Here is a 23,697-nt window from a genome sequence, read left to right as displayed (position 1 = left end):
CCCCTGCCTCGCAGTTGGGGCGAATGAGCAAAAGCAGTGACGGCGCTTGCCGCAGGCGTTTGGACGAATCTGATTATTTCACACCATAAACGCGGTCGTTCTCGCCCTCAAAAAAGGGCGAGAACGCGCCGGATCATGGACGCTTGTGCAGCACCTGATCGACCAGACCGTACGCCTGAGCGTCATCGCCGGACATGAAATTGTCGCGGTCGGTGTCGCGGGCGATACGCTCTACCGGCTGGCCGGTGTGATGCGACAGCAGTTGATTCAGCCGTTCCTTCAAATACAGGATTTCACGCGCCTGGATCTCGATGTCGGATGCCTGACCGCGCGCGCCGCCCAACGGCTGGTGAATCATCACCCGCGCATTCGGCAGCGTAAAGCGCTTGCCCTTCGCGCCGGCCGCCAGCAGGAACGCGCCCATGCTGGCCGCGAGGCCCATACACAGCGTCGACACGTCCGGCTTGATGAATTGCATCGTATCGTAGATCGCCATCCCGGCCGAAACCGAACCGCCCGGGCTGTTGATGTAGAAGCTGATGTCCTTGTCCGGATTCTCGCTTTCGAGGAACAACAACTGCGCGACGACGAGGTTGGCCGTCTGGTCGTTTACTTCGCCGACCAGAAACACCACACGCTCCTTGAGCAGACGCGAGTAGATGTCATACGAACGCTCGCCACGGCCACTCGTTTCCACGACGATCGGCACGAGTCCGAGCGCCTGAGCTTCGAGATCCCGCGACGACTGGGAGGTCAACGTGTCCAGCATTTGGGCGCGAAAGGTCATGCAATGGATCCTTGTCTGGGAATATTTATTCGATACCGGACAGGTGAGTACGACTGCGCCGTATTCAAGCGCTCAAGCCCCAGCGCAACGCAATCAACACGACGCTTTAGAAAAAAACGGCGTGCGGGCCGTCGCTCCGACAGCCGGCACGCCGTTGCAGCGACACTTACGCTTGCGCCGTTGCGCTTGCCAGCTCTTCGAAGCTTACTTCCTTGTCCGTCACCTTGGCCTTGCTGAGAACGAAATCGACGACGTTGGCTTCAACGACGAACGCTTCCATTTCTGCAAGGCGCTGCTGATTGGAATAATACCAGCGGACGACCTCCTTCGGGTCTTCGTAGCTTTTCGCGAATTCGTCCACTTCGGCACGAATCTGCTCCGGCTTCGCCTGCAGGTCGTTGGCCTTGACCAGCTCGGCCAGCACGAGGCCCAGCTTGACACGGCGCTCAGCCTGCTCCTTGAACATTTCTGCCGGAATCGGTGCGTCGGCAGCGTTCGGCACGCCACGTTGCGTAAGATCTTGGCGCGCCATTTCGACGAGGCGTTGCTGATCCTGTTCGATCAGCGCGTTCGGCACGTCCAGTTCCGAAATCTTCAGCAGCGCGTCCATCACCTGGTTCTTGACGATGGATTGCGTGCGGCGCTTCGCTTCGCGCTCGAGGTTGTCCTTGATTTCAGCGCGCATCTTGACCAGATCGCCGTCTTCGATGCCGAGCGACTTGGCGAACTCAGCGTCGATTTCCGGCAGGTGCGGCCACTCGATCTTCTTCATCGTGATCGTGAACTGAGCGGTCTTGCCGGCGACTTCCTTGCCGTGATAGTCAGCCGGGAATGCCAGATCGAATTCCTTCGCTTCGCCGACCTTCAGGCCGAGCGCCGCCTTTTCGAATTCCGGCAGCATGCGGCCTTCGCCGAGCACAAACGCGAAGTCTTCAGCGCTACCGCCCTGGAACACTTCACCGTCGATCTTGCCGACGAAGTCGACCGTCACGCGGTCGCCGTCTTTAGCTGCGGTATCCGCGCCGCCGTCGCCGTGCTCACCGGCTTCGCCACGTGCGTGGAAATGCACGCGCTGCTTGCGCAGGATGTCCAGCGTGCGGTCGATTTCAGCTTCGCTAATGGTGGTCTTGGTGCGCTCGATTTCAGCCGTGGCGACGTCGCCCAGCTTGACTTCGGGGTACACCTCGAAGGTTGCATCGAAAGCGTAGTCGCCTTCAACTGCATCGGCCTTCGGCGCAAAGCTCGGCTGACCGGCGACGCGCAGGTTCTCAGCGCGGCTGATGTCGAAGAATTCCTTGCCAACCTTGTCGCTCAGCACTTCGGCTTCCACCTGGCCAGAATACTGTTGCGTCACCATCTTGAGCGGCACCTTGCCCGGGCGGAAACCCGGCATGCGCACATTCTTCGCGAGTTGACGGATACGCGAGTCCACTTCCTTCTGCACGGCGTCCTTCGGCAGGGAAATCGTGACGCGGCGTTCGAGCTTGCCGAGGTTCTCAACAACGTTAGCCATGGCTTCAATCGTCCTAAAATTATTCGAGCGAATCAGTTATCTTCTGCGTGCCGCTATTCGATGTCGCTTCGCATCGATTCAGCGCCTGCGCCGCGGGCTTGCAGGCCACCGGCAGCACGGTTTGGGTCTAAAGAGCCGAATAGTTTAGCAAACTATTTGTCCGCTTAGCCGGGATTCGATGTTTCGCGCCCACTTTTGTCCGCTTTCGGACGGGTTTGGGGTGCGTTTGAGGCGGTTTTGACAGGCTGCAGCACAGTTTCTCCGGCTTTACCCGCCCCATGTCCGCTATGCCGTTCGAGATATTCAGCCACGCGCCGCATGCTGCTAAGCTAGCGGTCGCGCCTCGCGCTCACGCTCGTCTGCGCTGCCTTCGCCACGATATCAACCATCAAGAGACACCATGCCGAATCCGTCGTCCGCGCCCGTCGTCGTCATTGCTCCCGATTCTTTTAAAGGCTCGCTGAGTGCCGAGCAGGTGGCGCAAGCCATCGCCACCGGCGTGGTGCGCGCGCGGCCCGATGCCATCGTGCGCATCTGCCCGATGGCCGACGGCGGCGAAGGCACGCTCGACGCCATGCTCACCGGCGGCGGCGAGCGCCGCATGCTGACCGTGCGCGGCGCTGCGGGCCCGGTGCGCGAAGCCGCCACGGGCCTGCTTGCGAACGGCGGCGCGATCGTCGAAACGGCTGAAATCGTCGGCATTACCGATCCGGTCGGCATGGGTGTGCCGGTCGAGGCGCGCAGCTCGCGCGGCATGGGCGAAGCGATTCGCACGCTGCTCGACGCCGGCGTGCGGCGCTTCTTCGTGGCGCTGGGCGGCAGCAGCACGAATGACGGCGGCGCGGGCCTGCTCGCCGGCCTCGGCATGAAGCTGTTCGACGCTCAGGAGCAGGAACTCGAGCCGACGCCCGAGCAACTGGCCCGGCTCCATCGTATCGACGTATCGCAACTGGATGCGCGGCTCGTCGATGCATCGTTCGTCGGCATGTCCGATGTGGACAATCCGCTCACCGGCGAACATGGCGCCACGGCGGTCTTCGGTCCGCAGAAAGGCGTCAAGCCCGAGCAGATTGCCGGCGTGGACGCGGCCCTCGCCCGCTTCGCCGACCTCCTTGAAGCGGCGTTGCAACGCACCGCGCGCAACCTGCCCGGCGCCGGCGCCGCCGGCGGCCTTGGTTTCGCGCTGCATATGCTCGGCGCGCAGTTCGAACCGGGTGCGGAAACCGTCGCCCGGCAGATCGGCCTCGATGCGGCGCTCGGGGGCGCGCACTGGCTCATCACCGGCGAGGGCCGCTCGGACGTCCAGACGCTGCACGGCAAGGCGCCGTTTATCGCCTGCGCTCACGCGCGTGCAGCGGGAGTGCCGGCCACGCTGTTGTCAGGCGCGGTCGACCCGAGTGCGCTGCCGCGCCTCGCGGAACACTTCAGCGGCTGCTTCTCGCCGGCGCCTGGTCCGATCACGCTCGAGGTCGCCATTCGTGACGCGGCCCGCTTGCTCGCCAACGAAGCGGAGCAGTTGACGCGCCTAAGGTACGGCACGCGTTGACCGGTGAGGCGGTTGCAGCAACAATCACAGCGCCACGACCGCAATACTCACCACCGGGACGACCATGAAGGCCTCCGCCAAAGCCGGACTCGAACAGTTTCTGACGTACCGCCTGCATGTATTGAACAAGCTGGCCGAACGCGGCATCGGCGAGCGCTACCAGGAAAAGCTCGGCGTGACGTTGCCCGAGGCGCGCGTGATTGCCTCGGTGGGATCGTTCGGGCCGTTCTCGATCATGGATCTGGCGCGGCATGCGAACCTCGACAAGAGCCAGGCGAGCCGCGCGGCCGAAGCACTGATCAAGCAAGGACTCATACAGCGCGAGGCGAGCGTTGAGGACGGGCGCGTCGTGCTGATTTCTCTTACCGCCGACGGACGCGATCTGTACCGCAAGATCATGCCGATTGCACGCAAGTGGAACGTCGATCTGTTCGATTGCCTCAACGAGGACGAGAAAGCGGCCTTCGGCGCCGCGCTCGATCGCATCATCGAGAGCGTTCAGGCGCGCACCGAGTGAGGTACGCTGCCCGTCATGCTACAAGCCGCTATTGATCGCGCGCTGGCGCAATAGCCCGAGTACCGCATCACAGAACGGCGTCGGCACATCCAGCTTGCGGCCCAGTTCCGGAAAGACGCCGAGAATCGGTCCGATTTCCAACGGCCGGCCCGCCTCGAAATCCTGCAGCATCGAGGTGCGAAAGGCGCCGAGCTTGCGCGTCAATGCGACGCGCTCCGGTGCACTCATGCCGGTCGGCAAGCCCAGCTTCGTGCCGATCGCAGCGGCCTCCTCCATCATCCTCAGCACCAGCGCATGCGTCAGCGGATCGTCGAGCAGCCGGTCAGCCGCCGAGCCGGTCAACGCGCTCAACGGATTCATATTCATGTTGCCCCACAGCTTCACCCAGATCTCGGTGCGAATCTGCTCCGAGACGGTCACCTCGAATCCGCCTTCCTGCAGCGCCGCGGCAAAGGCTTTGGCCTGCGGCGCCAGTGAAGCCAGCGGCGCACCGACGATCAGATGGTTGCCGCGCCCGCGGCGGATCACGCCGGGCGCATCGGTCGACGACGAAAGGTGCACGACGCACCCGATCGACTGCGCCGGCGGCAATGTTGCCGAGACCACGCCGGCGGGATCGACAGCCTCGATGCCCTGGCCAGCAAGCGGTCCGGCCAGGCCGTTGAGGAACCACCATGGCAGGCCGTTCATCGCCGCCACCACAACGGTTTCCGGGCCGATCAGCGGTTTGAGGCTCGCGGCGATCGCGGGCAGCGCCTGGGCTTTGAGCGCGATCACCACGAAATCCTGCACGCCTAGCATCGCCGGGTCGTCCTGCGCGGCGACGCGCGCGACGGCTTCACGCTCCTGATCGACGATTCGAATCCCTTCCGCGCGAATCGCATCGAGCGTCTTGCCGCGCGCGAGCACGCTGACTGCGTGCCCGGCATGAGCGAGCGCTGCAGCGATCAGGCCGCCGATCGCGCCAGCGCCGACCACCGTGGTTCGAGTCTGTTGCGCATTCATACGAGCATCACTCCTATCACTCCTTATAGGACGGATCGATGCGCTCGACCTGGCGCAACAAGGCGTCGAGCACATCCTGGCCGGCGCCGTGGCGCGGATCGAACTGCAGCGAATCGCGCGTGCAACGGGCGGCAATTTCGTCCGGGATGAAGCGGGCAGCGCCGAGCGCCGCCGTCGCCAACTGGATTTCACATGCGCGATTGAGCGTCCACAATCGTGCAAAGGCTTGCGCGATGGTCGTGCCGATCGCGAGCAAACCATGGTTACGCAGGATCAGCAAGCGCTTGTCGCCGAGGTTGGCGACGAGGCGCGGCCCCTCGTCGGCGCGCACCGTGATGCCCTCGAAGTCGTGATACGCCACCATGTCGTGGAGCTGGGCCGAATAGAAGTTCGAGTTTTCGAGCCCGGCTTGCGAGCACGCGACGGCGAGACCCGCGGTGGTATGGGTATGCATCACGCAGTGCGCATCGGGTAGCGCACGATGCAGCGCTGCATGCACGACGAAGCCGGCGGGATTCACCGGATGTTCCGAAGCACTCACGACATTGCCGTCAAGGTCGATCTTGACCAGGTTCGACGCGCACACCTCGGTGTAGTGCAGGCCGAACGGGTTGATCAGGAAGTGCCGCTGCGGTCCGGGCACCCGCAAGGTGATGTGGTTGTAGATCAGCTCGGTCCAGCCAAGTATCGCAAAGATGCGATAGGTGCCGGCGAGCTGGATGCGCAACGCCTGTTCGCCGGCAGCGTCGGCGGCTTGCGCGCTGGGGACTGCGGGCGGGTGGGTGTCGAGGGCGGGCATCGCTGTCTCCTGAACTGAGGGACGGAGTGCGGCTCTCAGGCACCTTGCTCCGCTGCTTCAGAATAAGGCGATTTGGTTGCGTCTGCAACCAGTCTGCGGAGTGTAGCGGATCAGGAAAGCAAAAAACCCCGCCAGTCATCGACTGGCGGGGTTTTCACAAATACGTGGTGCGAGGAAGGGGACTCGAACCCCTACACCATTGCTGGCGTCAGGACCTAAACCTGGTGCGTCTACCAATTTCGCCATCCTCGCAGCCGGGTCAAGCGCATGTGCGCCGCGCCCGATGTCTGGCTCGCCAGTCGCGGCCCCTCCCCGGCAAAGCCGGTTCGGCAACACGTCCGAAAGCGTAAGCGCGAGATTCTAACCGATTGATTTGCGCTTGTCTGCATTTGCCCGACGTATCTCGATGCTACAATTTTTGGCTAATGTCCGTACGACACGCGCGTCGTGTCCCTCCGTGCTTCAGCCCCACACTCCATTCAAGTGAATTTCGACGAATATTGCCAGCAGAAGGCGGCCCCTCCCGGCTCGAGCAGCTATTACGCGCTGCGCCAGGCGCCCGCAGGACGCCAGCCGCTCCTGACCGCCCTGTTCGCGCTGCGCCGCGAATTCGAGGAAACGGTGAAGGAAACCAGCGATCCGACCATCGGTCGCACCAAGCTCGCCTGGTGGCAAAAGGAAATCGCCGCGCTCGCTGCCGGGACGCCCTCGCATCCCGTTTCGAAGGCGCTCGCTGCGCACCTGGGTGACGGCGTAAATACCGCAAAGCAGGCTGGGACCGCGCCAACGGTAGAGGCCATCGAGGCCGAATACCCGGCATTGCAAACGCTGCTGGCCGGCTTCGAAATGGACCTCGACCAGGCACGCTACCTCGATTACCCAAATCTGCGCCGATACCTGCAAGGCGTCGGCGGCACGTTTGCGGCGCTTGTCGCACGCGCCACCGCGCAGGATCCGGCACAGGCCGCCGAGTGGGCTGCCCCGCTCGGCCAGGCGCTCCTGCAGGCGCAACTGGTTGCGGAACTCGGCAATGACGCGCGGCACGGGCGCATCTACATTCCGATCGATGAAATGCAGCGCTTCAACGTCACCGCGGCCGATCTGATCAACCGCAAATACGGCGATGCGTTCACCGAGATGATGCGCTTTCAGACCAAACGCGCCCGGGACGCACTGAACACCGCGCTAGCTGCGCTGCCGTCCGGTGAACGCCGCACGCAGCGTACCTTGCGGGCGCAGGCCGCGCTCGCACTCGCCTTACTCGACGAGATCGAACGCGACGGCTTCCAGGTGCTGCATCAAAGCATCGCGCTCACGCCGATCCGCAAGTTGTGGATCGCGTGGCGCGCCGCGCGCCGGCGTTAGGCGAACGCATGCAGCACAGACTGCACAGCCTGACCTGTCCGTAGCGGCCAACACCGCACTCTCACGCACGCAGCAACGGCAAGGGCTCGAAGCGCTGCTGCAGCACCGCGGTGGAATCGAGCCCCCACCAAGGTCCAAGCACCGTTGCATAGATCTGGCGGAAATCCACGCCCACCGGCAGGTTGCCGCCGCCGTCGAGTTGCGTGAGCACCGGCGGCATGCCGTACAGACCACCGCGCACCCGGCCACCCATCACGAAGTGCGGCGCGACCGTACCGTGATCGGTGCCGTTGCTTTGATTCTCGTGCGGCCGGCGACCGAACTCCGCGTAAGTCATCACGAGCGTGTTGTCCCACCGCCCCAGCTCGACCAGCGCCGACTTCATCGACACAAATCCCTCCGCGAGCTGCTTGAGCAGCGCGGCCTGCTGTCCGGGCTGGTTCTGGTGCGTGTCGAAGCCATTCAAGGTAAGGCGGATTACCGCCACGCCCTGCCCGTTCAACGGCTTGCCCTGCGGCGTGTCGCCGGCGGCCAGCACCTGCATCGCGGTCTTGATGGAAGTGCCGAACGCGCCCGACGGAAAAGCGGTCTTCAGCGGGAACTGTCCTTCGCGCGGACGCAACCGGTCGGCGGCCTTCACGATGTCGTTCTCGACGTCGAGAATATGCGCCAGCTCGGGATTGCGTTCATGCAGCGAGACGGGCGTCGCGAGCCGCGCAGCCTTGATGAATTGCGCCGGGTTCACCAGGGCAATCGCCCGTGCCCCGTTGGCAAGCGGTCCCATCTCGGCGCTGCCTATCACCACGCCGTCCGCCACAAAAGTCGGCGGCACCGCATGCTGCGCGAACGCCCGCGTCAACCAGCCTTCGCGCAGATACTGATCCGAGCGCGACGCGGTGTCCCAGATATCGATCGAACGGAAATGCGACAGGTTCGGCTTCTCATAGCTGACGCCCTGCACGATTGCCAGTTGCTGGCTCTTCCACAGCGGCATCAATGGCTGCAGCGAGGGATGCAAGCCGGTGCGCTCGTCGAGCTGGATCACCTGCTCGCGCTTGATGCCTATGTTCTTGCGAAACTGGTAGTAAGTCGGATCGGCGTAGGGGATCACCGTGTTCAGGCCGTCGTTGCCGCCCTTCAACTCTACGAGGATCAGCAGGTTGCCGTAGCCGCCGCGCGAAAGCGCGAGCGCGGTCGCGTCGCCAGCCTGGCCTGGCCCCTGCGCGCCGAACGAGCGCGGCAGCCAGAGAGCGGCGCCTGCCGCTGTGGTCATCGAAAGAAAGTCGCGCCGTTTCATGCTGCACCTCGTTCGGTTATGACTGCGCAGAGCGCGCCGCCCGGCTTGCGCCGGCTGATTGCAACGCAGCTCATTTCAGCTGGTAAGCCGGGTCCATCAACAGCGCCTCCAGATAGGCGCTGGCGGTCGAATCGGTTTCGATCGCGTCGACCGGGGCGAACGGCAAGACTGCGTGCTGCAACTGCAGGTCCGCCGAAAGGCCCGCTTTCGCCGTCGGTGTCGTGTTGAACTGGGCGAGCCAGGTATCGATATCAAAGCGTACGCCCCCCTGACCCACTCGCGCCATGGTCCGCTGCATCATCGCGCCCTTCGGATCCTGGCTCATGGCGTTCGGCGGACGATGCGGCGCGGCGGTCTCGGTGGCGCGGAAGATCTGCTCGACGAACTGCTTGCGCGCGAGCAGCGTCGTACTGTTGATCCATGTCGTGCCGCCGGGCCAGCCCTTGACGTTGGGCGGATAGAACAGGTTCTCGCCGAGGTTGCGAATTTCGCCGGCGAACGGCGCCGTATTGTCATAGCCGATATCGAATTCGCGCAGCGCCCCCACGACGAACTCGGCAGGCGACTTCACGAGGATGCCGCGATTGCGCTCGTCCCAGAAGGCATCGCTCAGGAAGAGACCGCGCAACGCGACCTTGATGTCGTAGTGACTGGCGCGAAAGCGCTCGGCAATCGGCGCGATCTGCGCCGGGTCCGGCGTATCCGAGACGAACTCGCGCCACAGCTTGCCGGTGACGAAAGTGGCGGTCTCCGGCCGGGCCAGCAGAATGTCGAGCACCTGGTCGCCGTCGAACGGGCCGCTCCGGCCGAGCACCGTCTTCACGCCGTCGTCATGCTGGTTGGCGCGCCAGACGTAGGCCTGGCTATCCGGGTCGAGGGTCCATCCGGTATAGGCGCGAGCCGCCTCGGACACATCCTGCTGCGAATAATGTCCTTCGCCGAGCGTGAACAGCTCCATCACTTCGCGAGCGAAGTTCTCATTGGGTTTGCCCTTGCGATTGCTGGCGCCGTCGAGATACTGCAGCATGGCCGGGTCTTTCGCGACAGCGTGCAGCATCTCGCCGAAATTGCCCAGCGCGTCGCGCCGCAGCAGCATGTCCTGCTGCGCCATCTGCTGCGGATAGCCGACCTTGTCCTGCCCCGAGGTGAAGTGGTTGTGCCAGAAGAGCGTCATGCGCTCGGTCAAGGGCGACGGCGTGCTCAGCATCTCGCGCACCCACCATGCGCGCAGTTCGTCGTAGCGCTGGCCGCGCGTGCGTTGCTCGGCCTGACGCTGATCCTGGGTCCAGACCTTGCGCTCGTCGCGCGTGGGGATTGGCTCCAGCAGCCAGGCAGGCATCGGCGTGAAGGCTTCGGTGCGCGCCGTCGCCAGCACCTTGTCGACCGCCTGTTCTCGCGTGAGGCCGACGTACTGGGCAACCTCGGCGTTGTCCGGCGCGAACCCCACCCGGGTCAGGAAAAAGCGCGCGTCGTCACCGTCGAGCAAGACCGCGGCCGAATCGTCCGCGGCCTCGGCCGCCAAAGGGGCATGGTGCTTGCTGCGCTGGGTATGGCTCGGTGCCGCGGCCGCACCATCCTGAGCCACCGCCGGTAACGCGCACCCGAGCGCCGCGCACGCCGCAGCGGCCAGCAACGGAGCCGACATGCCGCGGGTCAACGAGAACAGCGTTTTCATTGTTAGTCGTCCGTGGTGGGTGACGGTGGTCGACGGCAAACGGACTCGCGCATGACACGCAAACGCTGCCTCTGGCGACTCAACGGCAGATCAGACGGGAAAGTTGACGGGGGAAGTGCAACGAAATTTTTCACGTGCATCGCGGCACACGATGACGGCTTGGGGACCTGAACGCCCTAGCGCTTGTACAACTCGCGGACCGCGTCTTCGATATGCTGGCGCAGCAGGCGCCGCTCTTCGGGCGTCATGTGGCCGTCGCGGCGGCGTTGATCGAGATCGGGGGGAACTGCAGCACGCATCATGGCGTCTGAAGCAGGATGATCGAGATTGGGATTGCGCGGCTGACGAGACAGTCTGGGACCCCGGGGACGCGGTGCGTGAGCATTCGATGCCCGTTCTTCAGAGGACTGGGCATGGGCGAGCGTAGGGCCTAATGTGCCCGCGAGGGAGCCGGCCACTGCCAGCGCAACCACGCTTAGGCGCACATTCGGCCAAACCCCTCCCTTCATCTTGTTCCCTTCGTGGTGCGGCAACCGGCTACCCTAAATGCGTGTACAGAACCCGGGAAAGATGCCGGGTGCGAATTTTTAGTCGAGTGAAGTATCCACCGAACAGCCGCATTCAGTAAAGCAGTCTACGCGTCACCGCTTTACGTCGTGCCACAGTGCGGGTAAATTTTGTAACTGACTGTAACCCGCGAATTGATGCAAACTCGCACCACTTTGTAATCGCGCTAAGATGCCGACCATGGAAACCAAAAACCCCTCGAAAATCCTCGTCGTCGATGACGATCCGCGTCTGCGCGATCTTCTGCGCCGCTACCTTGGCGAACAGGGCTTCAACGTCTACGTCGCCGAAAACGCGCCGTCAATGAACAAGCTATGGGTGCGCGAGCGTTTCGACCTGCTGGTGCTCGACCTGATGCTGCCCGGCGAGGACGGCTTGTCGATTTGCCGCCGTCTGCGCGGCAGCAACGACCGCACGCCGATCATCATGCTCACGGCGAAGGGCGAAGACGTCGACCGTATCGTCGGCCTCGAGATGGGTGCCGACGACTACCTGCCCAAGCCGTTCAACCCGCGCGAACTGGTGGCGCGGATCCATGCCGTGCTGCGCCGGCAGTCGCCGTCCGAATTGCCGGGTGCGCCGTCCGAGACCACCGAGGTCTTCGAGTTCGGCGAATTCGCCCTCAATCTCGCTACCCGCACGCTGACCAAGGCCGGACAGGAAATTCCGCTGACTACCGGCGAGTTCTCCGTGCTGAAAGTGTTTGCCCGCCATCCCCGGCAACCGCTGTCGCGCGAGAAGCTGATGGAACTGGCGCGCGGCCGGGAATACGAAGTGTTCGACCGCAGTCTCGACGTGCAGATCTCGCGTTTGCGCAAACTGATCGAACCAGATCCAGGCAGCCCGCGCTTTATCCAGACCGTCTGGGGTCTTGGCTACGTATTCATTCCCGACGGCGCAGCCTGAGCTTGACCGCGCTTTCCGTTTTTGTTTTTAGATAAGAAGGGCCCATGCGGATCGACCGGCGCCTCCTGACGCTCGCGTTCGGTGGCCTTTTCTGGCGGACCTTTCTGTTGATTGCACTGCTGATCGCAGTCAGTCTCGCCGCCTGGTTCCAGAGCTTCCGGGTGATCGAACGCGAGCCGCGCGCGCAGCGCGTCGCGTTGCAGCTTGTCGCCATCGTGAAGCTCACGCGCACCGCACTCCTCTATTCCGATCCCGACCTGCGGCGCGCGCTGCTGCAGGATCTGGAGAGCAATGAAGGGGTGCGCGTGTATCCGCGCGAAACCACCGACAAGTACAAACTGCAACCGGACGAGTCGCTGAACCGCCTGATCGAACACGACATCCGCGGGCGTCTCGGCGACGACACGGTGATTGCGCAATCGGTCAACGACATCCCGGGCGTATGGATCAGCTTCAAGATCGACGACGACGACTACTGGGTGGCGCTCGACCGCGACCAGCTTGACAACGCCACTGGCCTGCAATGGGCCGGCTGGGGCGTGTTCGCGCTCGCGCTCTCGCTGTTCGGCGCGGCCTTCATCACGAGTCTCGTGAACCGGCCGTTCGCGCGCCTCGCGATGGCTGCGCGCAAGGTCGGCTCGGGACAGTTGCCCGAGCCGCTGCCCGAGCGCGGCATGGGCGTGGCCGCCGAGACCAACCGCAGCTTCAACCAGATGGTGCAGGATCTCGAACAGCTCGAAGCCGACCGGGCCTTGATGCTGGCCGGCATCTCGCACGACCTGCGCACCCCGCTCGCGCGCCTGCGCCTCGAAACCGAAATGAGCCCGTCGGATCAGACCACCAAGGACGCGATGGTGGACGACATCGAGCAGATGGACATGATCATCGGCCGCTTCCTCGATTACGCGCGGCCGGTGCAAAGAGTCCCGGAACCTGTCGACCTTTCCGTGATCGCCGGAGAACTGGCGGCGCGGATAGCGTCCGAAGACGGCATGCGGCTGATCACGCGGCTCGCGCCCTCGGCGGTGATCGAGGCCGACGAAACCGACATTCGGCGTGTGATCGGCAACCTGCTGGAAAACGCCCGCAAGTACGGCCTGAGCGAAACCGACGGCATTCCGCACGTGATCCTCGAGACGCGCGTGTCGCACTCGCGGGTCGAACTCTCGGTGGTCGACGAGGGGCCGGGCATTCCGGAGGACCAGCTCGCGCTGGTCACCCGGCCGTTCTACCGCGTCGATACGGCGCGCACCCAGGCCAACGGGACCGGCCTCGGCATGGCGATCGTGCAACGCCTAGTCGGCCGCTACCGCGGCGGCCTGCGCCTGCGCAACCGGAACCCCGGGCCGGGGCTCGAAGTCACGATCGAGTTTCCGCTCGCCAAGGGCGCTTGAGGCGCGCAGTGCGCCGCTACTAGCATGCTGCTGCCGCGTCGCCGCAACAGCATGCTGCACTGCGTTACCCCGCATGCCCTCTGCGCAATGCACCCGCCGCAAATCCCACGCAAAGCGGTGACATTTGCGCAAGCTATCAGTCCAGTGAAGAAAAACTATCCGCTTTGTTAGCTAAAAACTATTGCTGCGATGCATCAATAGAGTTATAGTTGAGGCTGTGTAACGTATTCGTTACAGCGAGCAGGTAGCTTGAACAGGCTGTTTTTCCAACTCATTGGCAACCTTCACAGGAGTATTCCGCATGAAAACCGTTGGCGACAAACTCGAAGCGTTTACCATCACCGCAGCCAAGCCGGGCTTCAACAATCATGAAGAAAACGGCGTGTCGGCGTTCGAAGAGATCACCGAACAGTCGTTCCCGGGCAAGTGGAAGATCATTTACTTCTACCCGAAGGACTTCACGTTTGTGTGCCCGACGGAAATCGTCGAATTCGGCAAGCTGGCCAACGACTTTGCAGAGCGCGACGCTATCCTGCTGGGCGGCAGCGTGGACAACGAATTCGTGAAGCTGGCATGGCGCCGTGAGCACAAGGACCTGAACAAGCTGAACCATTACGCGTTCGGCGACGTCAAGGGCGAGCTGATCGACCAACTGGGCGTGCGCGACAAGGAAGCCGGCGTGGCGCTGCGCGCAACGTTCATCGTCGACCCGGACAACACGATCCAGCACGTTTCGGTGAACAACCTGAACGTCGGCCGTAACACGGAAGAAGTGCTGCGTATTCTGGACGGCCTGCAGACGGACGAGCTGTGCCCGTGCAACCGTGCGGTTGGCGGCGCAACGCTGTAAGCCTTGCAAGTCGGAAGCCCGCTAAGCTTGAAAGAGCCGGCGGGCTTTTTTATCGGCAATCTGATAGGAGATATCAATGGAATTCTTGTCTGCGATTAAAGCGCTTGTACCTGACTACGCTAAGGACATTCGTTTGAACCTTGACGGCACGATTGCGCGGTCGTCGCTGGAGGGCAGCGACGCGGTGGGGGTGGCGCTGGCGGCGGCGTTTGCGGCGAAGAGCGCGGTGATTGTCGAGGCGATTCGCAATGCGGGTGTGTTGTCCCCCGAGGAAGTCAATGGCGCGCTGACGGCTGCTGCGTTGATGGGGATGAATAATGTCTGGTATCCGTATGTCGAGATGACTGATAGCGCGGATCTTAAATCGCAACCGGCGGGATTACGGATGAATGCTTATGCTTCGCATGGTGGCGTCGATAAGCGGCGGTTTGAGATGTATGCACTCGCGGCTTCTATTATTGGCAAGTGCCATTTTTGTGTTAAATCGCACTTTGATACGCTTGTTGCTGAGGGGATGAGTTCCACTCAGTTGCGGGATGTTGGGAGGATTGCGGCGGTTGTTAATGCCGCAGCGCAGGTTATTGTGGCTGAAGGGAAGTAATCAGGGTTTTCACTTTCAGTGGGACGCTACGCGATTTTGTTTTGCGTGGCGTTTTTTTATTTAGTTTTTTTGCCTGTGCGGCGCTTTTGGTGGTCGTTTTTAGGGTGTTGGCCTTTCCTTGCTTTCTTATCGGTTTATTAGCGTTGCCCCTGTGCGGGGCGGCACCTACTTTTCTTTGCCGCCGCAAAGAAAAGTAGGCAAAAGAAAGCGGGCTGACAACCGCTAGCCCATAGGTGTCCGCCACTCAAACCACGCCGAATTGGTCCGCACGAAGACCTACCCTCGCATCTCCCTACGTTAGTGACAAAGGGCTCATCCACACCACTCCGCACTGCGTGCGTCGCGGATGGGTCTGCGTGGGAAAACGGGTCTGCCTGGGTTCGCGGCAAGTGGTCCGGCCGCGCAGCGGCACTAGGAACAATGGGATGGACGCCTCCACCCGGTTGACGCACCGCGCACGGCGCATGATCAGCGACATGGTTGACCGGTCGGCATGCCGCCGGAGCTACCGTACCGATAGTGAGCAAACCAAAGATAGTTAGAATACCTATGGAGCACGCAGAAGGAGTTATGCCCTTCGGCGGGGCGCGCAGCGCAACGCTGGAACGGATGACAGCCTTGTCACTAACGGCTGCTGCGCGAGGGCAGCTCCTCGTGCGGACCACTCTGTGTTGGCCTGAGTGGTGGACACCTACGGGCTGGCGGTTGTCAGCCCGCTTTCTTTTGCCTACTTTTCTTTGCGGCGGCAAAGAAAAGTAGGTGCCGCCCCGCACAGGGGCAACGCTAATAAACCATTAAGAAAGCAAGGAAAGGCCAACACCCTAAAACAAACCACCAAAGCGCCGCGCAGGCAAAAAAAACCTCAACCTTTAATTAACAAAACCGCAGCCTGAGCCTCAATCCCCTCCCCTCTCCCAAGATACCCAAGCTTCTCATTAGTCTTAGCCTTGACATTAACCCTATCAAGCGGCAGCTTCAAATCCTCAGCAATATTAACCCGCATAGCCTCGATATGAGGCGCAAGCTTGGGCGCCTGAGCAATCACCGTGCTGTCCACATTCCCGATAGAAAACCCAGCCTGAGCCACCCGCGCTGCGCACTCGCGCAAAAGCACCCGCGAATCCGCCCCGGCAAATCTGGCATCGGTATCAGAAAAATGCCGCCCAATATCCCCCAGCGCGGCAGCGCCGAAAAGCGCATCGGTAATCGCATGCAACAGCACGTCCGCATCCGAATGCCCGAGCAGACCTCGCTCGTATGGCACCGTCACACCGCCAATAATGAGCGGCCGCCCCGGCACCAATGCGTGCACGTCATACCCCTGCCCAATTCTGAAATCCATAGCTTGAAGTCCGGTTATCAACGATGAAACTCTTCAGGAAGCCGCCGGCCGGCTCAGAATCGCCTCAGCCAGGTCGAAATCTTCCGGATACGTAACCTTGAAATTGCGCAAACTGCCCTGCACCAGCAGCGGCGCGTGACCCAGCCACTCAATCGCGCTCGCCTCGTCCGTCAGGTCGTGTCCGTCCTGCTGCGCCTGCAAGATCGCCTCGCGCAACATCCCAATGCGGAACATCTGCGGCGTCTGTGCCTGCCACAAGCCGTCACGCGGCTCGGTCCGAGCAATCCTGCCGCCGCTATCCGGCGCAATCCGCTTCAAGGTGTCCGCCACCGGCAGCGCCATGATGCCGCCCACCGCATCGTCTTTCAGCGCGCCAATCAGCGCGCGGATCAAGCCGGGCGTAATGCCGGGGCGCGCGGCGTCGTGCACCAGCACCCAGTCGTCGTCGTGGGCGCCGAATTCGGCCAGCGCGTGCAGGCCGTTCAGTACCGAGGCCTGGCGTGACGCGCCGCCGCAGCGGCGCACCGCGAAACGCAGCCCGGCAAAGCGGCGGGCGTCGAAATGCTGGTCGTCGGGGGCGATCACCACCAGCGTCTGCGCGAACTCGCTGCAGGCGTCGAACGCGGCCAGCGAGTAATGCAGCATGTCGCGACCGGCTACAGTGCGATATTGTTTGGGCATCGCGGCGCCGGACCGGCTGCCGGTGCCTGCGCACGGAATCAGAGCAAAAAGACGTGAAGTCACTGGTGCGGACGCCGCGAAGTCAAAGTAAAGGACGGATTTTATAATAGGTCCTTCGCATCCACGCCATGACACGCGTAAACTTGCCGCTCACGTGTGACCCACCGGCCGCCTTTTCCCTTCTATGCCAGACATCGCCGCATCATCGCAGTCCTCTCCGCCCGTCGCGCTCGTCAAGGCCGGCCAGCGTTTCGCCTTCGACGGCACGCACGGCTCGTCCGATGCCCTGCTGATCGCCCGCTATCACCTCGCCTATCGCGAACAGGTGCCGCTCCTTGCCGTCGTATGCGCAAGCGCCGTCGACGCCCAGCGCCTCGCGCAAGAAATCGGTTTTTTCGCACCCGAGGCCCGCGTCCGCCTGCTGCCCGACTGGGAAACGCTGCCTTACGATACCTTCTCGCCACACCAGGACCTCGTCTCCGAGCGTCTCGCCACCCTCCACGACCTCGGCGAAGGCCGCTGCGACATCCTGCTGGTGCCCGCCACCACGGCCCTCTATCGCATGCCGCCCGCCTCCTTCATGGCGGCGTACACGTTCTCGTTCTCCCAGGGCGAGCGTCTCAACGAGGCCAAGCTGAAAGCCCAGTTGACGCTGGCGGGCTACGAGCATGTGAGCCAGGTGGTGCGTCCGGGCGAGTATTGCGTGCGCGGTTCGCTGCTCGACCTGTTTCCGATGGGCTCGCCGCTGCCGTACCGGATCGATCTGTTCGACGATCAGGTCGACTCGATCCGTGCGTTCGACCCCGACACCCAGCGCAGCCTCTATCCGGTGCATGACGTGCGCCTGCTGCCGGGCCGCGAGTTTCCGTTCGACGAAGCGGCCCGCACCGCGTTTCGCAGCCGCTGGCGCGAAGTGTTCGAAGGCGACCCGAGCCGCGCGTCGATCTATAAGGACATCGGCAACGGCGTGCCGTCCGCGGGCATCGAATACTATCTGCCGCTCTTCTTCGAAGAGACCGCCACGCTGTTCCACTATCTCCCCGAGGGCGCGCAACTCGCGTTCGTAGGCGATCTGGATGCGGCGATCAAGCGTTTCACCAACGATACGAAGCAGCGGCACAACTTCCTCTCGCACGACCGCGACCGGCCGATCCTCGAGCCGCACCGTCTGTTCCTGTCCGACGAGGACTTCTTCACGTTCGCCAAGCCGTTCGCACGCCTCGTGCTGCCGGCCAATGCCGGCGGCGGCTGGTCGACGCCGTTGCCCAATCTCGCCATCGACCGGCATGCTGACGATCCCGTCGAAGCGTTGCGCGCCTATCTGGGAAGCACGCCCAATCGCGTGCTGTTCGCCGCGGAGTCGGCTGGGCGGCGTGAGACGCTGCTGCAATTGCTGGCCGACAATCGTCTGCGGCCCACGTCAAGCGACGGCTTCAACGACTGGCTGACGAGCGACGAACGCTTCGTTCTTGGCGTCGCGCCGCTTGCCAGCGGCTTTGCGGTGCCGGCCGAAGGCATCGCCATCATCACCGAGACCGAACTGTACGGCCCGCTCGCGCGGCGCGCCGGTCGCCGCCGCCAGGAACAGGCGAGCAACGTCGATTCGATGGTGCGCGACCTGTCCGAGCTGAAGGTAGGCGACCCGGTCGTCCATTCGCAGCACGGCATCGGCCGCTACATGGGTCTGGTGACCATGGATCTCGGCGAAGGCGAAACCGAGTTCCTGCACCTCGAATACTCGGGCGAAAGCAAGCTTTACGTGCCGGTCGCCCAGTTGCACGTGATCTCGCGCTATAGCGGCGCCGATCCGGAAAGCGCACCGCTGCACTCGCTCGGCTCCGGCCAGTGGGAAAAGGCCAAGCGCAAAGCCGCCCAGCAGATTCGCGACACCGCTGCCGAGCTGCTCAACCTGTACGCGCGCCGCGCGGCGCGCGAGGGTCATGCGTTCGCGCTCGAGCCGCGCGATTACGTGAAATTTGCGGAAAGTTTCGGCTTCGAAGAAACGCCCGACCAGGCCGCCGCGATCGCCGCGGTGATCGGCGACATGACGAGCGGCAAGCCGATGGACCGGCTCGTTTGCGGCGACGTCGGTTTCGGCAAGACCGAAGTCGCCTTGCGCGCGGCGTTCATCGCCGTGATGGGCGGCAAGCAGGTGGCGCTGCTCTCGCCCACCACGCTGCTCGCCGAGCAGCACACGCAAACCTTCTCGGACCGCTTCTCCGACTGGCCGGTGCGCATCGCCGAACTGTCGCGCTTCAAGTCGACCAAAGAAGTGAGCGCCGCGATCCAGCAGATCAACGAAGGCAGCGTCGATATCGTGATCGGGACGCACAAGCTGCTGTCCTCGGATGTGCAGTTCAAGCGCCTTGGCCTCGTCATCATCGACGAGGAGCATCGCTTCGGCGTGCGCCAGAAAGAGGCCCTGAAGGCGTTGCGGGCCGAAGTGGACGTGCTGACCCTCACGGCCACGCCGATTCCGCGCACGCTCGGCATGGCGCTCGAAGGCCTGCGCGACTTTTCCGTGATCGCCACCGCGCCGCAAAAGCGGCTCGCGATCAAGACCTTCGTACGCCGTGAAGAAGACGGTGTGATTCGCGAAGCCATGCTGCGCGAGCTGAAACGCGGCGGCCAGGTCTACTTCCTGCACAACGAAGTGGAGACCATCGAGAACCGCCGGCAGATGCTCGAAGCGCTGGTGCCCGAAGCACGCATTGCGGTCGCGCACGGCCAGATGCACGAACGCGAACTCGAGCGCGTGATGCGCGATTTCGTCGCGCAGCGCGCCAACGTGCTGCTGTGTACGACCATCATCGAAACCGGCATCGACGTGCCGAGCGCCAACACGATCCTGATTCACCGCTCCGACAAGTTCGGCCTCGCGCAGTTGCACCAGTTGCGCGGGCGCGTCGGACGCTCGCATCACCAGGCCTACTCGTACCTGCTCGTGCACGACCCGCAAGGGCTGACCAAGCAGGCGCAGCGCCGTCTCGAAGCGATCCAGCAAATGGAAGAGCTCGGCTCGGGCTTCTATCTGGCGATGCACGACCTCGAGATTCGCGGCACCGGCGAAGTGCTCGGCGACAAGCAGTCGGGCGAAATTCAGGAGATCGGCTTCCAGCTTTACACCGACATGCTGAACGACGCCGTCAAGGCGCTCAAGGAAGGCAAGGAACCCGATCTCACGGCGCCGCTCGCGGCCACCACCGAGATCAACCTGCACGCCCCGGCGATTTTGCCCGCCGATTACTGCGGCGACGTGCAGGAGCGTCTGTCGCTGTACAAGCGGCTGGCCAATTGCGAACACAACGATTCGATCGACGGCATTCAGGAAGAGCTGATCGACCGTTTCGGCAAGCTGCCGCCGCAAGCACATGCGCTGGTGGAAACGCATCGCTTGCGGCTCACGGCGAAGCCGCTGGGAATTTCGAAGATCGATGCGGGAGAATCGGTCATCGGCCTGCAATTCATCCCAAATCCGCCGATCGACGCGATGCGGATCATCGAGATGGTGCAGAAACACAAGCACATCAAGCTCGCTGGCCAGGACAAGCTGCGCATCGAAACGCGCAGTCCCGATCTGGCAGTGCGCGTCGCCACGGTGAAGGAGACGCTGCGCGCGCTCGGCGCCCCCACGCGCGGGACGGCTGCCGCGGCGGCCCGCTGAGACCCGCTGAAGCGCGCCGGCCGAGACCGGGTCGACCGGCCTGTCGGCCTTATGCTGCGGCGCGCAAGGCGCGCGCCGCAGCATCTCGATCGGCAAGCCGGAGCAGCGTTTTTTGGGTATGATCGAAAGACTTAAAAGTCGGAGTTTCGTCATGTCTCACGTTGCTGAATCAGCGCGTTCCGCATCCACGCCCGCCGCTCCCGCCGCCTCTTCCGCGCAAGCCTCCTCCCCCGTTTCGCTGCCTTGGGTCACGCGTCTCGTCTCGATGGATACGGTGAGCCGCAATCCGAATCTCGGCCTGATCGAAACGGTACGCGACGAACTGCGCGCAGCCGGCATCGAAAGCACGCTGACTCACGACGCAAGCGGCAAATGGGCCAACCTGTTCGCCACGCTTCCCGCGCATGACGGCGAGACCAACGGCGGCATCGTGCTGTCCGGTCACACGGATGTCGTGCCGGTCGACGGACAGCAGTGGGACAGCGATCCGTTCAAGCCGGAAGTGCGCGACGGCAAGCTCTACGGCCGCGGCACCTGCGACATGAAGGGCTTTATCGGCGCCGCGCTCACGCTCGTACCGGAAATGCAGCGCACCAGGCTCGCCAAACCGGTTCACCTCGCGCTGTCATTCGACGAGGAAGTGGGCTGCGTCGGCGCGCCGTTGATGATTGCGGAGCTGATGAAACGCGGCATCAAGCCGGACGGCTGCATCGTCGGCGAGCCGACCAGCATGCGCCCCATCATCGCCCACAAGGGCATCAATGCTTACCAGTGCTGCGTGCGCGGCCAGGCCGCGCATTCGTCCCTGACGCCGAAGGGCCTGAACGCGATCGAGTACGCCGCGCGCCTGATCTGCTACATCCGCGATATGGCCGACCAGTTCCGCGAGCAAGGTCCGTTCGACGAACTCTACGACGTGCCGTTCACCACCGCGCAGACCAGCACGATCCAGGGCGGCAACGCGATCAATACGGTCCCCGCCGAATGCCGCTTCCAGTTCGAATTCCGCAATCTGCCCACGCTCGACCCGGAGCCGATTTTCGCGCGCATCGATCAGTACGCCCGCGAAACGCTGCTGCCGAAAATGCTGCGCGAACACGCGTCGGCCGCCATCGAGTTCTCGAAGATCGCCGCAGCGCCTGGGCTCGATGCGTCGGAACAGGCGGCCATCACGCAACTGGTGCGCGCGTTGACGGCAGATCAGGACAAGCGCAAGGTCGCCTACGGCACCGAGGCAGGGCTGTTTTCGCTGGCGGGGATTCCAAGCATCGTGTGCGGGCCCGGCGATATCCAGCAGGCCCACAAGGCCAACGAATTCGTCGCGCTCGAACAACTCGCGGCTTGTGAGCGCTTCCTCGGCAAGTTCATCCACAGCATGTCGGTGGAGGCTCATGCACATTGAGACGCGCCGCCCGCCGGCAAACGCGTTTGCACGGGCGAACCTGAACTGACGCTCGCTGCCCGACTCCAAACAGAACGAACGATTTCACCCCACACCATGTCCACCGCCACGCCGCAGCACACAGACCACACGATCGACGGCGAGCCGATCCCGACGCTCGACGCCATCGCCACGCAGCATTTTGCGTTGACGCCGTGGGTCGCCCGCACCCCGGTGTTCGACAAGCTCGACTTCCCGTCGCTGGAAGGCACGGTGGTGAACTTCAAGTTCGAGCTGTTGCAGGCGGGCGGCAGCTTCAAGACACGCGGTGCGTTCACCAACCTGCTGGCACTCGACGAAGCCCAGCGCAGCGCCGGCGTCACTTGCGTGTCGGGTGGCAATCATGCGGTGGCGGTGGCGTATGCGGCAATGCGTCTGGGTATCGGTGCGAAGGTCGTGCTGTTCCGCTCGGCCAATCCGGCGCGCGTGGCGCTGTGCCGTCAGTACGGCGCGGAAATGGTGCTGGCCGAAAACCCCGCCGAGGCCTTCGAAATCGTCCGACGCATCGAAGCCGAGGAAGGCCGTTACTTCGTGCATCCATTCAACGGCTATCGCACGGTGCTCGGCACCGCCACGCTCGGCTACGAATGGGCCACGCAAACGCCGGATCTGGATGCCGTGATCGTGCCGATCGGCGGTGGCGGCCTCGCCGCCGGCGTCTCGACCGCATTGCGGCTGGCCAATCCGCGCATCCATGTGTACGGCGTCGAACCGGACGGCTCCGATGCCATGGGCAAGAGCTTCGCAGCCAATCACACGATCAAGATGGGGCACATGCACAGCATTGCCGATTCGCTGATGTCGCCACACACTGAGCAGTACAGCTATGAATTGTGCCGGCGCCATATCGACCAACTGGTCACGGTCACCGACAACGCATTGCGCGCGGCCATGCTGACGCTGTTCACGCAACTGAAGCTGGCGGTGGAACCCGCCTGCGCCGCCGCCACGGCTGCCCTGCTCGGGCCGTTGCGCGAGACGCTGCAGGGCAAGCGCGTCGGCGTGCTGCTGTGCGGCACCAATATCGACGCGGTCAGCTTTGCCAGTCACATCGAGCGAGCACGCGCACTTGAGTCATAAGTACGCCTTTAAAGCGCGCCCTTAAAAGCACTACCCTATCCTTCAGACGTTGGCTATCATGGCGCCATCGACATCAAGGAGGAATCCCCTATGAGCATGATCAAGGAATTTAAAGAATTTGCCCTTAAGGGCAATGTGATGGATCTCGCAGTCGGTGTGATTATCGGCGGCGCCTTTTCCACCATTGTTAATTCAATTGTCAAAGACCTGATCATGCCGGTCGTCGGCGTTGCGACCGGCGGCCTCGATTTCTCCAACAAGTTCATCCGCCTGGGCGACATCCCGGCGAGCTTCAAGGGTAGCCCCGAGTCGTACAAGGACCTGCAGACCGCGGGTGTGGCCGTGTTCGGCTACGGCTCGTTCATCACGGTGCTGATCAACTTCATCATCCTCGCGTTCATCATTTTCCTGATGGTGAAGTTCATCAACAACCTGCGCAAGCCCGCTGCGGCCGAAGCGCCGGCGCCGGCTCCGACGCCGGAAGACGTGCTGCTGCTGCGTGAAATCCGCGATTCGCTGAAGAACGCGCCGCGCGCGCCTTAAGACTCACCGGGATCTTCAGCCTCTTCAATTGTTAAACCGGCGCGCACCCGCACGGCGGCGCATCGAACGAAAGAACAAAAGGCCTGCTGCGAATCGCTTCGCAGCAGGCCTTTTTCAATGAAGA

The 23,697-nt window shown here is 63.1% G+C and carries 21 protein-coding genes and 1 tRNA gene; 11 read left to right on the top strand and 11 right to left on the bottom strand.

Annotated features, from left to right (window positions below; translation table 11 throughout):
* Positions 1–133: 133 nt before the first annotated feature.
* Complete coding sequence (clpP, locus tag AC1ECK_RS21785; RefSeq protein ID WP_074264769.1) at positions 134–787, bottom strand: ATP-dependent Clp endopeptidase proteolytic subunit ClpP; 654 nt, start codon at positions 785–787, stop codon at positions 134–136.
* A 166-nt stretch (positions 788–953) separates the two neighbouring features.
* Positions 954–2,300, bottom strand: coding sequence for a trigger factor (tig, locus tag AC1ECK_RS21780; RefSeq protein WP_480322588.1), 1,347 nt, complete (start codon positions 2,298–2,300; stop codon positions 954–956).
* Positions 2,301–2,700: 400 nt separating this feature from the next.
* Here tig and AC1ECK_RS21775 point away from each other — a divergent pair, with 400 nt between their 5' ends.
* Both AC1ECK_RS21775 and AC1ECK_RS21770 read left to right on the top strand, forming a co-directional pair.
* A complete protein-coding gene (locus AC1ECK_RS21775) occupies positions 2,701–3,846 on the top strand; it encodes a glycerate kinase (protein ID WP_480322586.1) in 1,146 nt (381 codons plus the stop codon).
* Between the two features lie 64 nt (positions 3,847–3,910).
* Complete coding sequence (locus AC1ECK_RS21770) at positions 3,911–4,363, top strand: MarR family winged helix-turn-helix transcriptional regulator (RefSeq protein ID WP_480322584.1); 453 nt, start codon at positions 3,911–3,913, stop codon at positions 4,361–4,363.
* 18 nt (positions 4,364–4,381) lie between these two features.
* Here AC1ECK_RS21770 and AC1ECK_RS21765 read toward each other — a convergent pair whose 3' ends face one another.
* From AC1ECK_RS21765 to AC1ECK_RS21755, 3 genes are all read right to left on the bottom strand, one after another.
* Positions 4,382–5,368, bottom strand: coding sequence for a 2-dehydropantoate 2-reductase (locus AC1ECK_RS21765; RefSeq protein ID WP_480322582.1), 987 nt, complete (start codon positions 5,366–5,368; stop codon positions 4,382–4,384).
* Between the two features lie 16 nt (positions 5,369–5,384).
* Complete coding sequence (locus AC1ECK_RS21760; protein ID WP_480322580.1) at positions 5,385–6,167, bottom strand: class II aldolase/adducin family protein; 783 nt, start codon at positions 6,165–6,167, stop codon at positions 5,385–5,387.
* A 165-nt stretch (positions 6,168–6,332) separates the two neighbouring features.
* Positions 6,333–6,419: transfer RNA gene (locus AC1ECK_RS21755), tRNA-Leu, on the bottom strand.
* A gap of 231 nt (positions 6,420–6,650) precedes the next feature.
* Between AC1ECK_RS21755 and AC1ECK_RS21750 the strand changes: the two genes are divergently transcribed.
* Positions 6,651–7,532, top strand: coding sequence for a squalene/phytoene synthase family protein (locus AC1ECK_RS21750; RefSeq protein ID WP_480322578.1), 882 nt, complete (start codon positions 6,651–6,653; stop codon positions 7,530–7,532).
* Positions 7,533–7,593: 61 nt separating this feature from the next.
* On the opposite strand, the gene AC1ECK_RS21745 is transcribed toward AC1ECK_RS21750, so the two are convergent.
* The 3 genes from AC1ECK_RS21745 to AC1ECK_RS21735 form a co-directional block, all read right to left on the bottom strand.
* The gene (locus AC1ECK_RS21745) at positions 7,594–8,829 is read right to left on the bottom strand and encodes a DUF1501 domain-containing protein (protein WP_480322576.1); all 1,236 of its coding nucleotides are present in this window, start codon (positions 8,827–8,829) and stop codon (positions 7,594–7,596) included.
* Between the two features lie 70 nt (positions 8,830–8,899).
* Positions 8,900–10,504, bottom strand: coding sequence for a DUF1800 domain-containing protein (locus tag AC1ECK_RS21740; RefSeq protein WP_480322574.1), 1,605 nt, complete (start codon positions 10,502–10,504; stop codon positions 8,900–8,902).
* 176 nt (positions 10,505–10,680) lie between these two features.
* The gene (locus AC1ECK_RS21735) at positions 10,681–11,013 is read right to left on the bottom strand and encodes a hypothetical protein (protein WP_480322572.1); all 333 of its coding nucleotides are present in this window, start codon (positions 11,011–11,013) and stop codon (positions 10,681–10,683) included.
* A gap of 229 nt (positions 11,014–11,242) precedes the next feature.
* Here AC1ECK_RS21735 and ompR point away from each other — a divergent pair, with 229 nt between their 5' ends.
* From ompR to AC1ECK_RS21715, 4 genes are all read left to right on the top strand, one after another.
* Entirely contained in the window at positions 11,243–11,977 is a 735-nt protein-coding gene (gene ompR / locus AC1ECK_RS21730; protein WP_006048917.1) for an osmolarity response regulator transcription factor OmpR, read from the top strand.
* Between the two features lie 44 nt (positions 11,978–12,021).
* Positions 12,022–13,371, top strand: coding sequence for an ATP-binding protein (locus AC1ECK_RS21725; RefSeq protein WP_480322570.1), 1,350 nt, complete (start codon positions 12,022–12,024; stop codon positions 13,369–13,371).
* Between the two features lie 301 nt (positions 13,372–13,672).
* On the top strand, positions 13,673–14,221 hold the full coding sequence (locus tag AC1ECK_RS21720; RefSeq protein WP_480322568.1) for a peroxiredoxin: 549 nt from the start codon (positions 13,673–13,675) through the stop codon (positions 14,219–14,221).
* Positions 14,222–14,297: 76 nt separating this feature from the next.
* Positions 14,298–14,822, top strand: coding sequence for a carboxymuconolactone decarboxylase family protein (locus AC1ECK_RS21715; protein ID WP_480322566.1), 525 nt, complete (start codon positions 14,298–14,300; stop codon positions 14,820–14,822).
* On the opposite strand, the gene AC1ECK_RS21710 is transcribed toward AC1ECK_RS21715, so the two are convergent.
* The 3 genes from AC1ECK_RS21710 to ispD form a co-directional block, all read right to left on the bottom strand.
* A complete protein-coding gene (locus AC1ECK_RS21710) occupies positions 14,800–15,066 on the bottom strand; it encodes a hypothetical protein (RefSeq protein ID WP_480322564.1) in 267 nt (88 codons plus the stop codon). The two genes, AC1ECK_RS21715 and AC1ECK_RS21710, sit on opposite strands and share 23 nt — an antisense overlap.
* Positions 15,067–15,684: 618 nt before the next feature.
* Positions 15,685–16,164, bottom strand: a complete 480-nt coding sequence (gene ispF / locus AC1ECK_RS21705) for a 2-C-methyl-D-erythritol 2,4-cyclodiphosphate synthase (RefSeq protein ID WP_480322562.1) — start codon at positions 16,162–16,164, stop codon at positions 15,685–15,687.
* Positions 16,165–16,197: 33 nt separating this feature from the next.
* On the bottom strand, positions 16,198–16,908 hold the full coding sequence (gene ispD, locus AC1ECK_RS21700) for a 2-C-methyl-D-erythritol 4-phosphate cytidylyltransferase (protein WP_480322560.1): 711 nt from the start codon (positions 16,906–16,908) through the stop codon (positions 16,198–16,200).
* A gap of 121 nt (positions 16,909–17,029) precedes the next feature.
* Here ispD and mfd point away from each other — a divergent pair, with 121 nt between their 5' ends.
* From mfd to mscL, 4 genes are all read left to right on the top strand, one after another.
* Positions 17,030–20,509 (top strand): transcription-repair coupling factor, encoded by a 3,480-nt coding sequence (gene mfd / locus AC1ECK_RS21695; protein WP_480322558.1) that lies wholly within the window; start codon positions 17,030–17,032, stop codon positions 20,507–20,509.
* Positions 20,510–20,660: 151 nt separating this feature from the next.
* Positions 20,661–21,911: an acetylornithine deacetylase gene (gene argE, locus AC1ECK_RS21690; protein ID WP_480322556.1), complete on the top strand. Its 1,251-nt coding sequence runs from the start codon at positions 20,661–20,663 to the stop codon at positions 21,909–21,911.
* Positions 21,912–22,007: 96 nt separating this feature from the next.
* Complete coding sequence (locus tag AC1ECK_RS21685; protein ID WP_480322554.1) at positions 22,008–23,030, top strand: threonine/serine dehydratase family protein; 1,023 nt, start codon at positions 22,008–22,010, stop codon at positions 23,028–23,030.
* Positions 23,031–23,120: 90 nt separating this feature from the next.
* On the top strand, positions 23,121–23,573 hold the full coding sequence (mscL, locus tag AC1ECK_RS21680) for a large conductance mechanosensitive channel protein MscL (protein WP_480322552.1): 453 nt from the start codon (positions 23,121–23,123) through the stop codon (positions 23,571–23,573).
* Positions 23,574–23,697 lie beyond the last annotated feature (124 nt).

This window comes from Paraburkholderia sp. SSBN10T, assembly GCF_056619545.1.
Note: the sequence above shows the minus strand (reverse complement) of the source record. Positions and strands in the feature narration are given on the sequence as shown.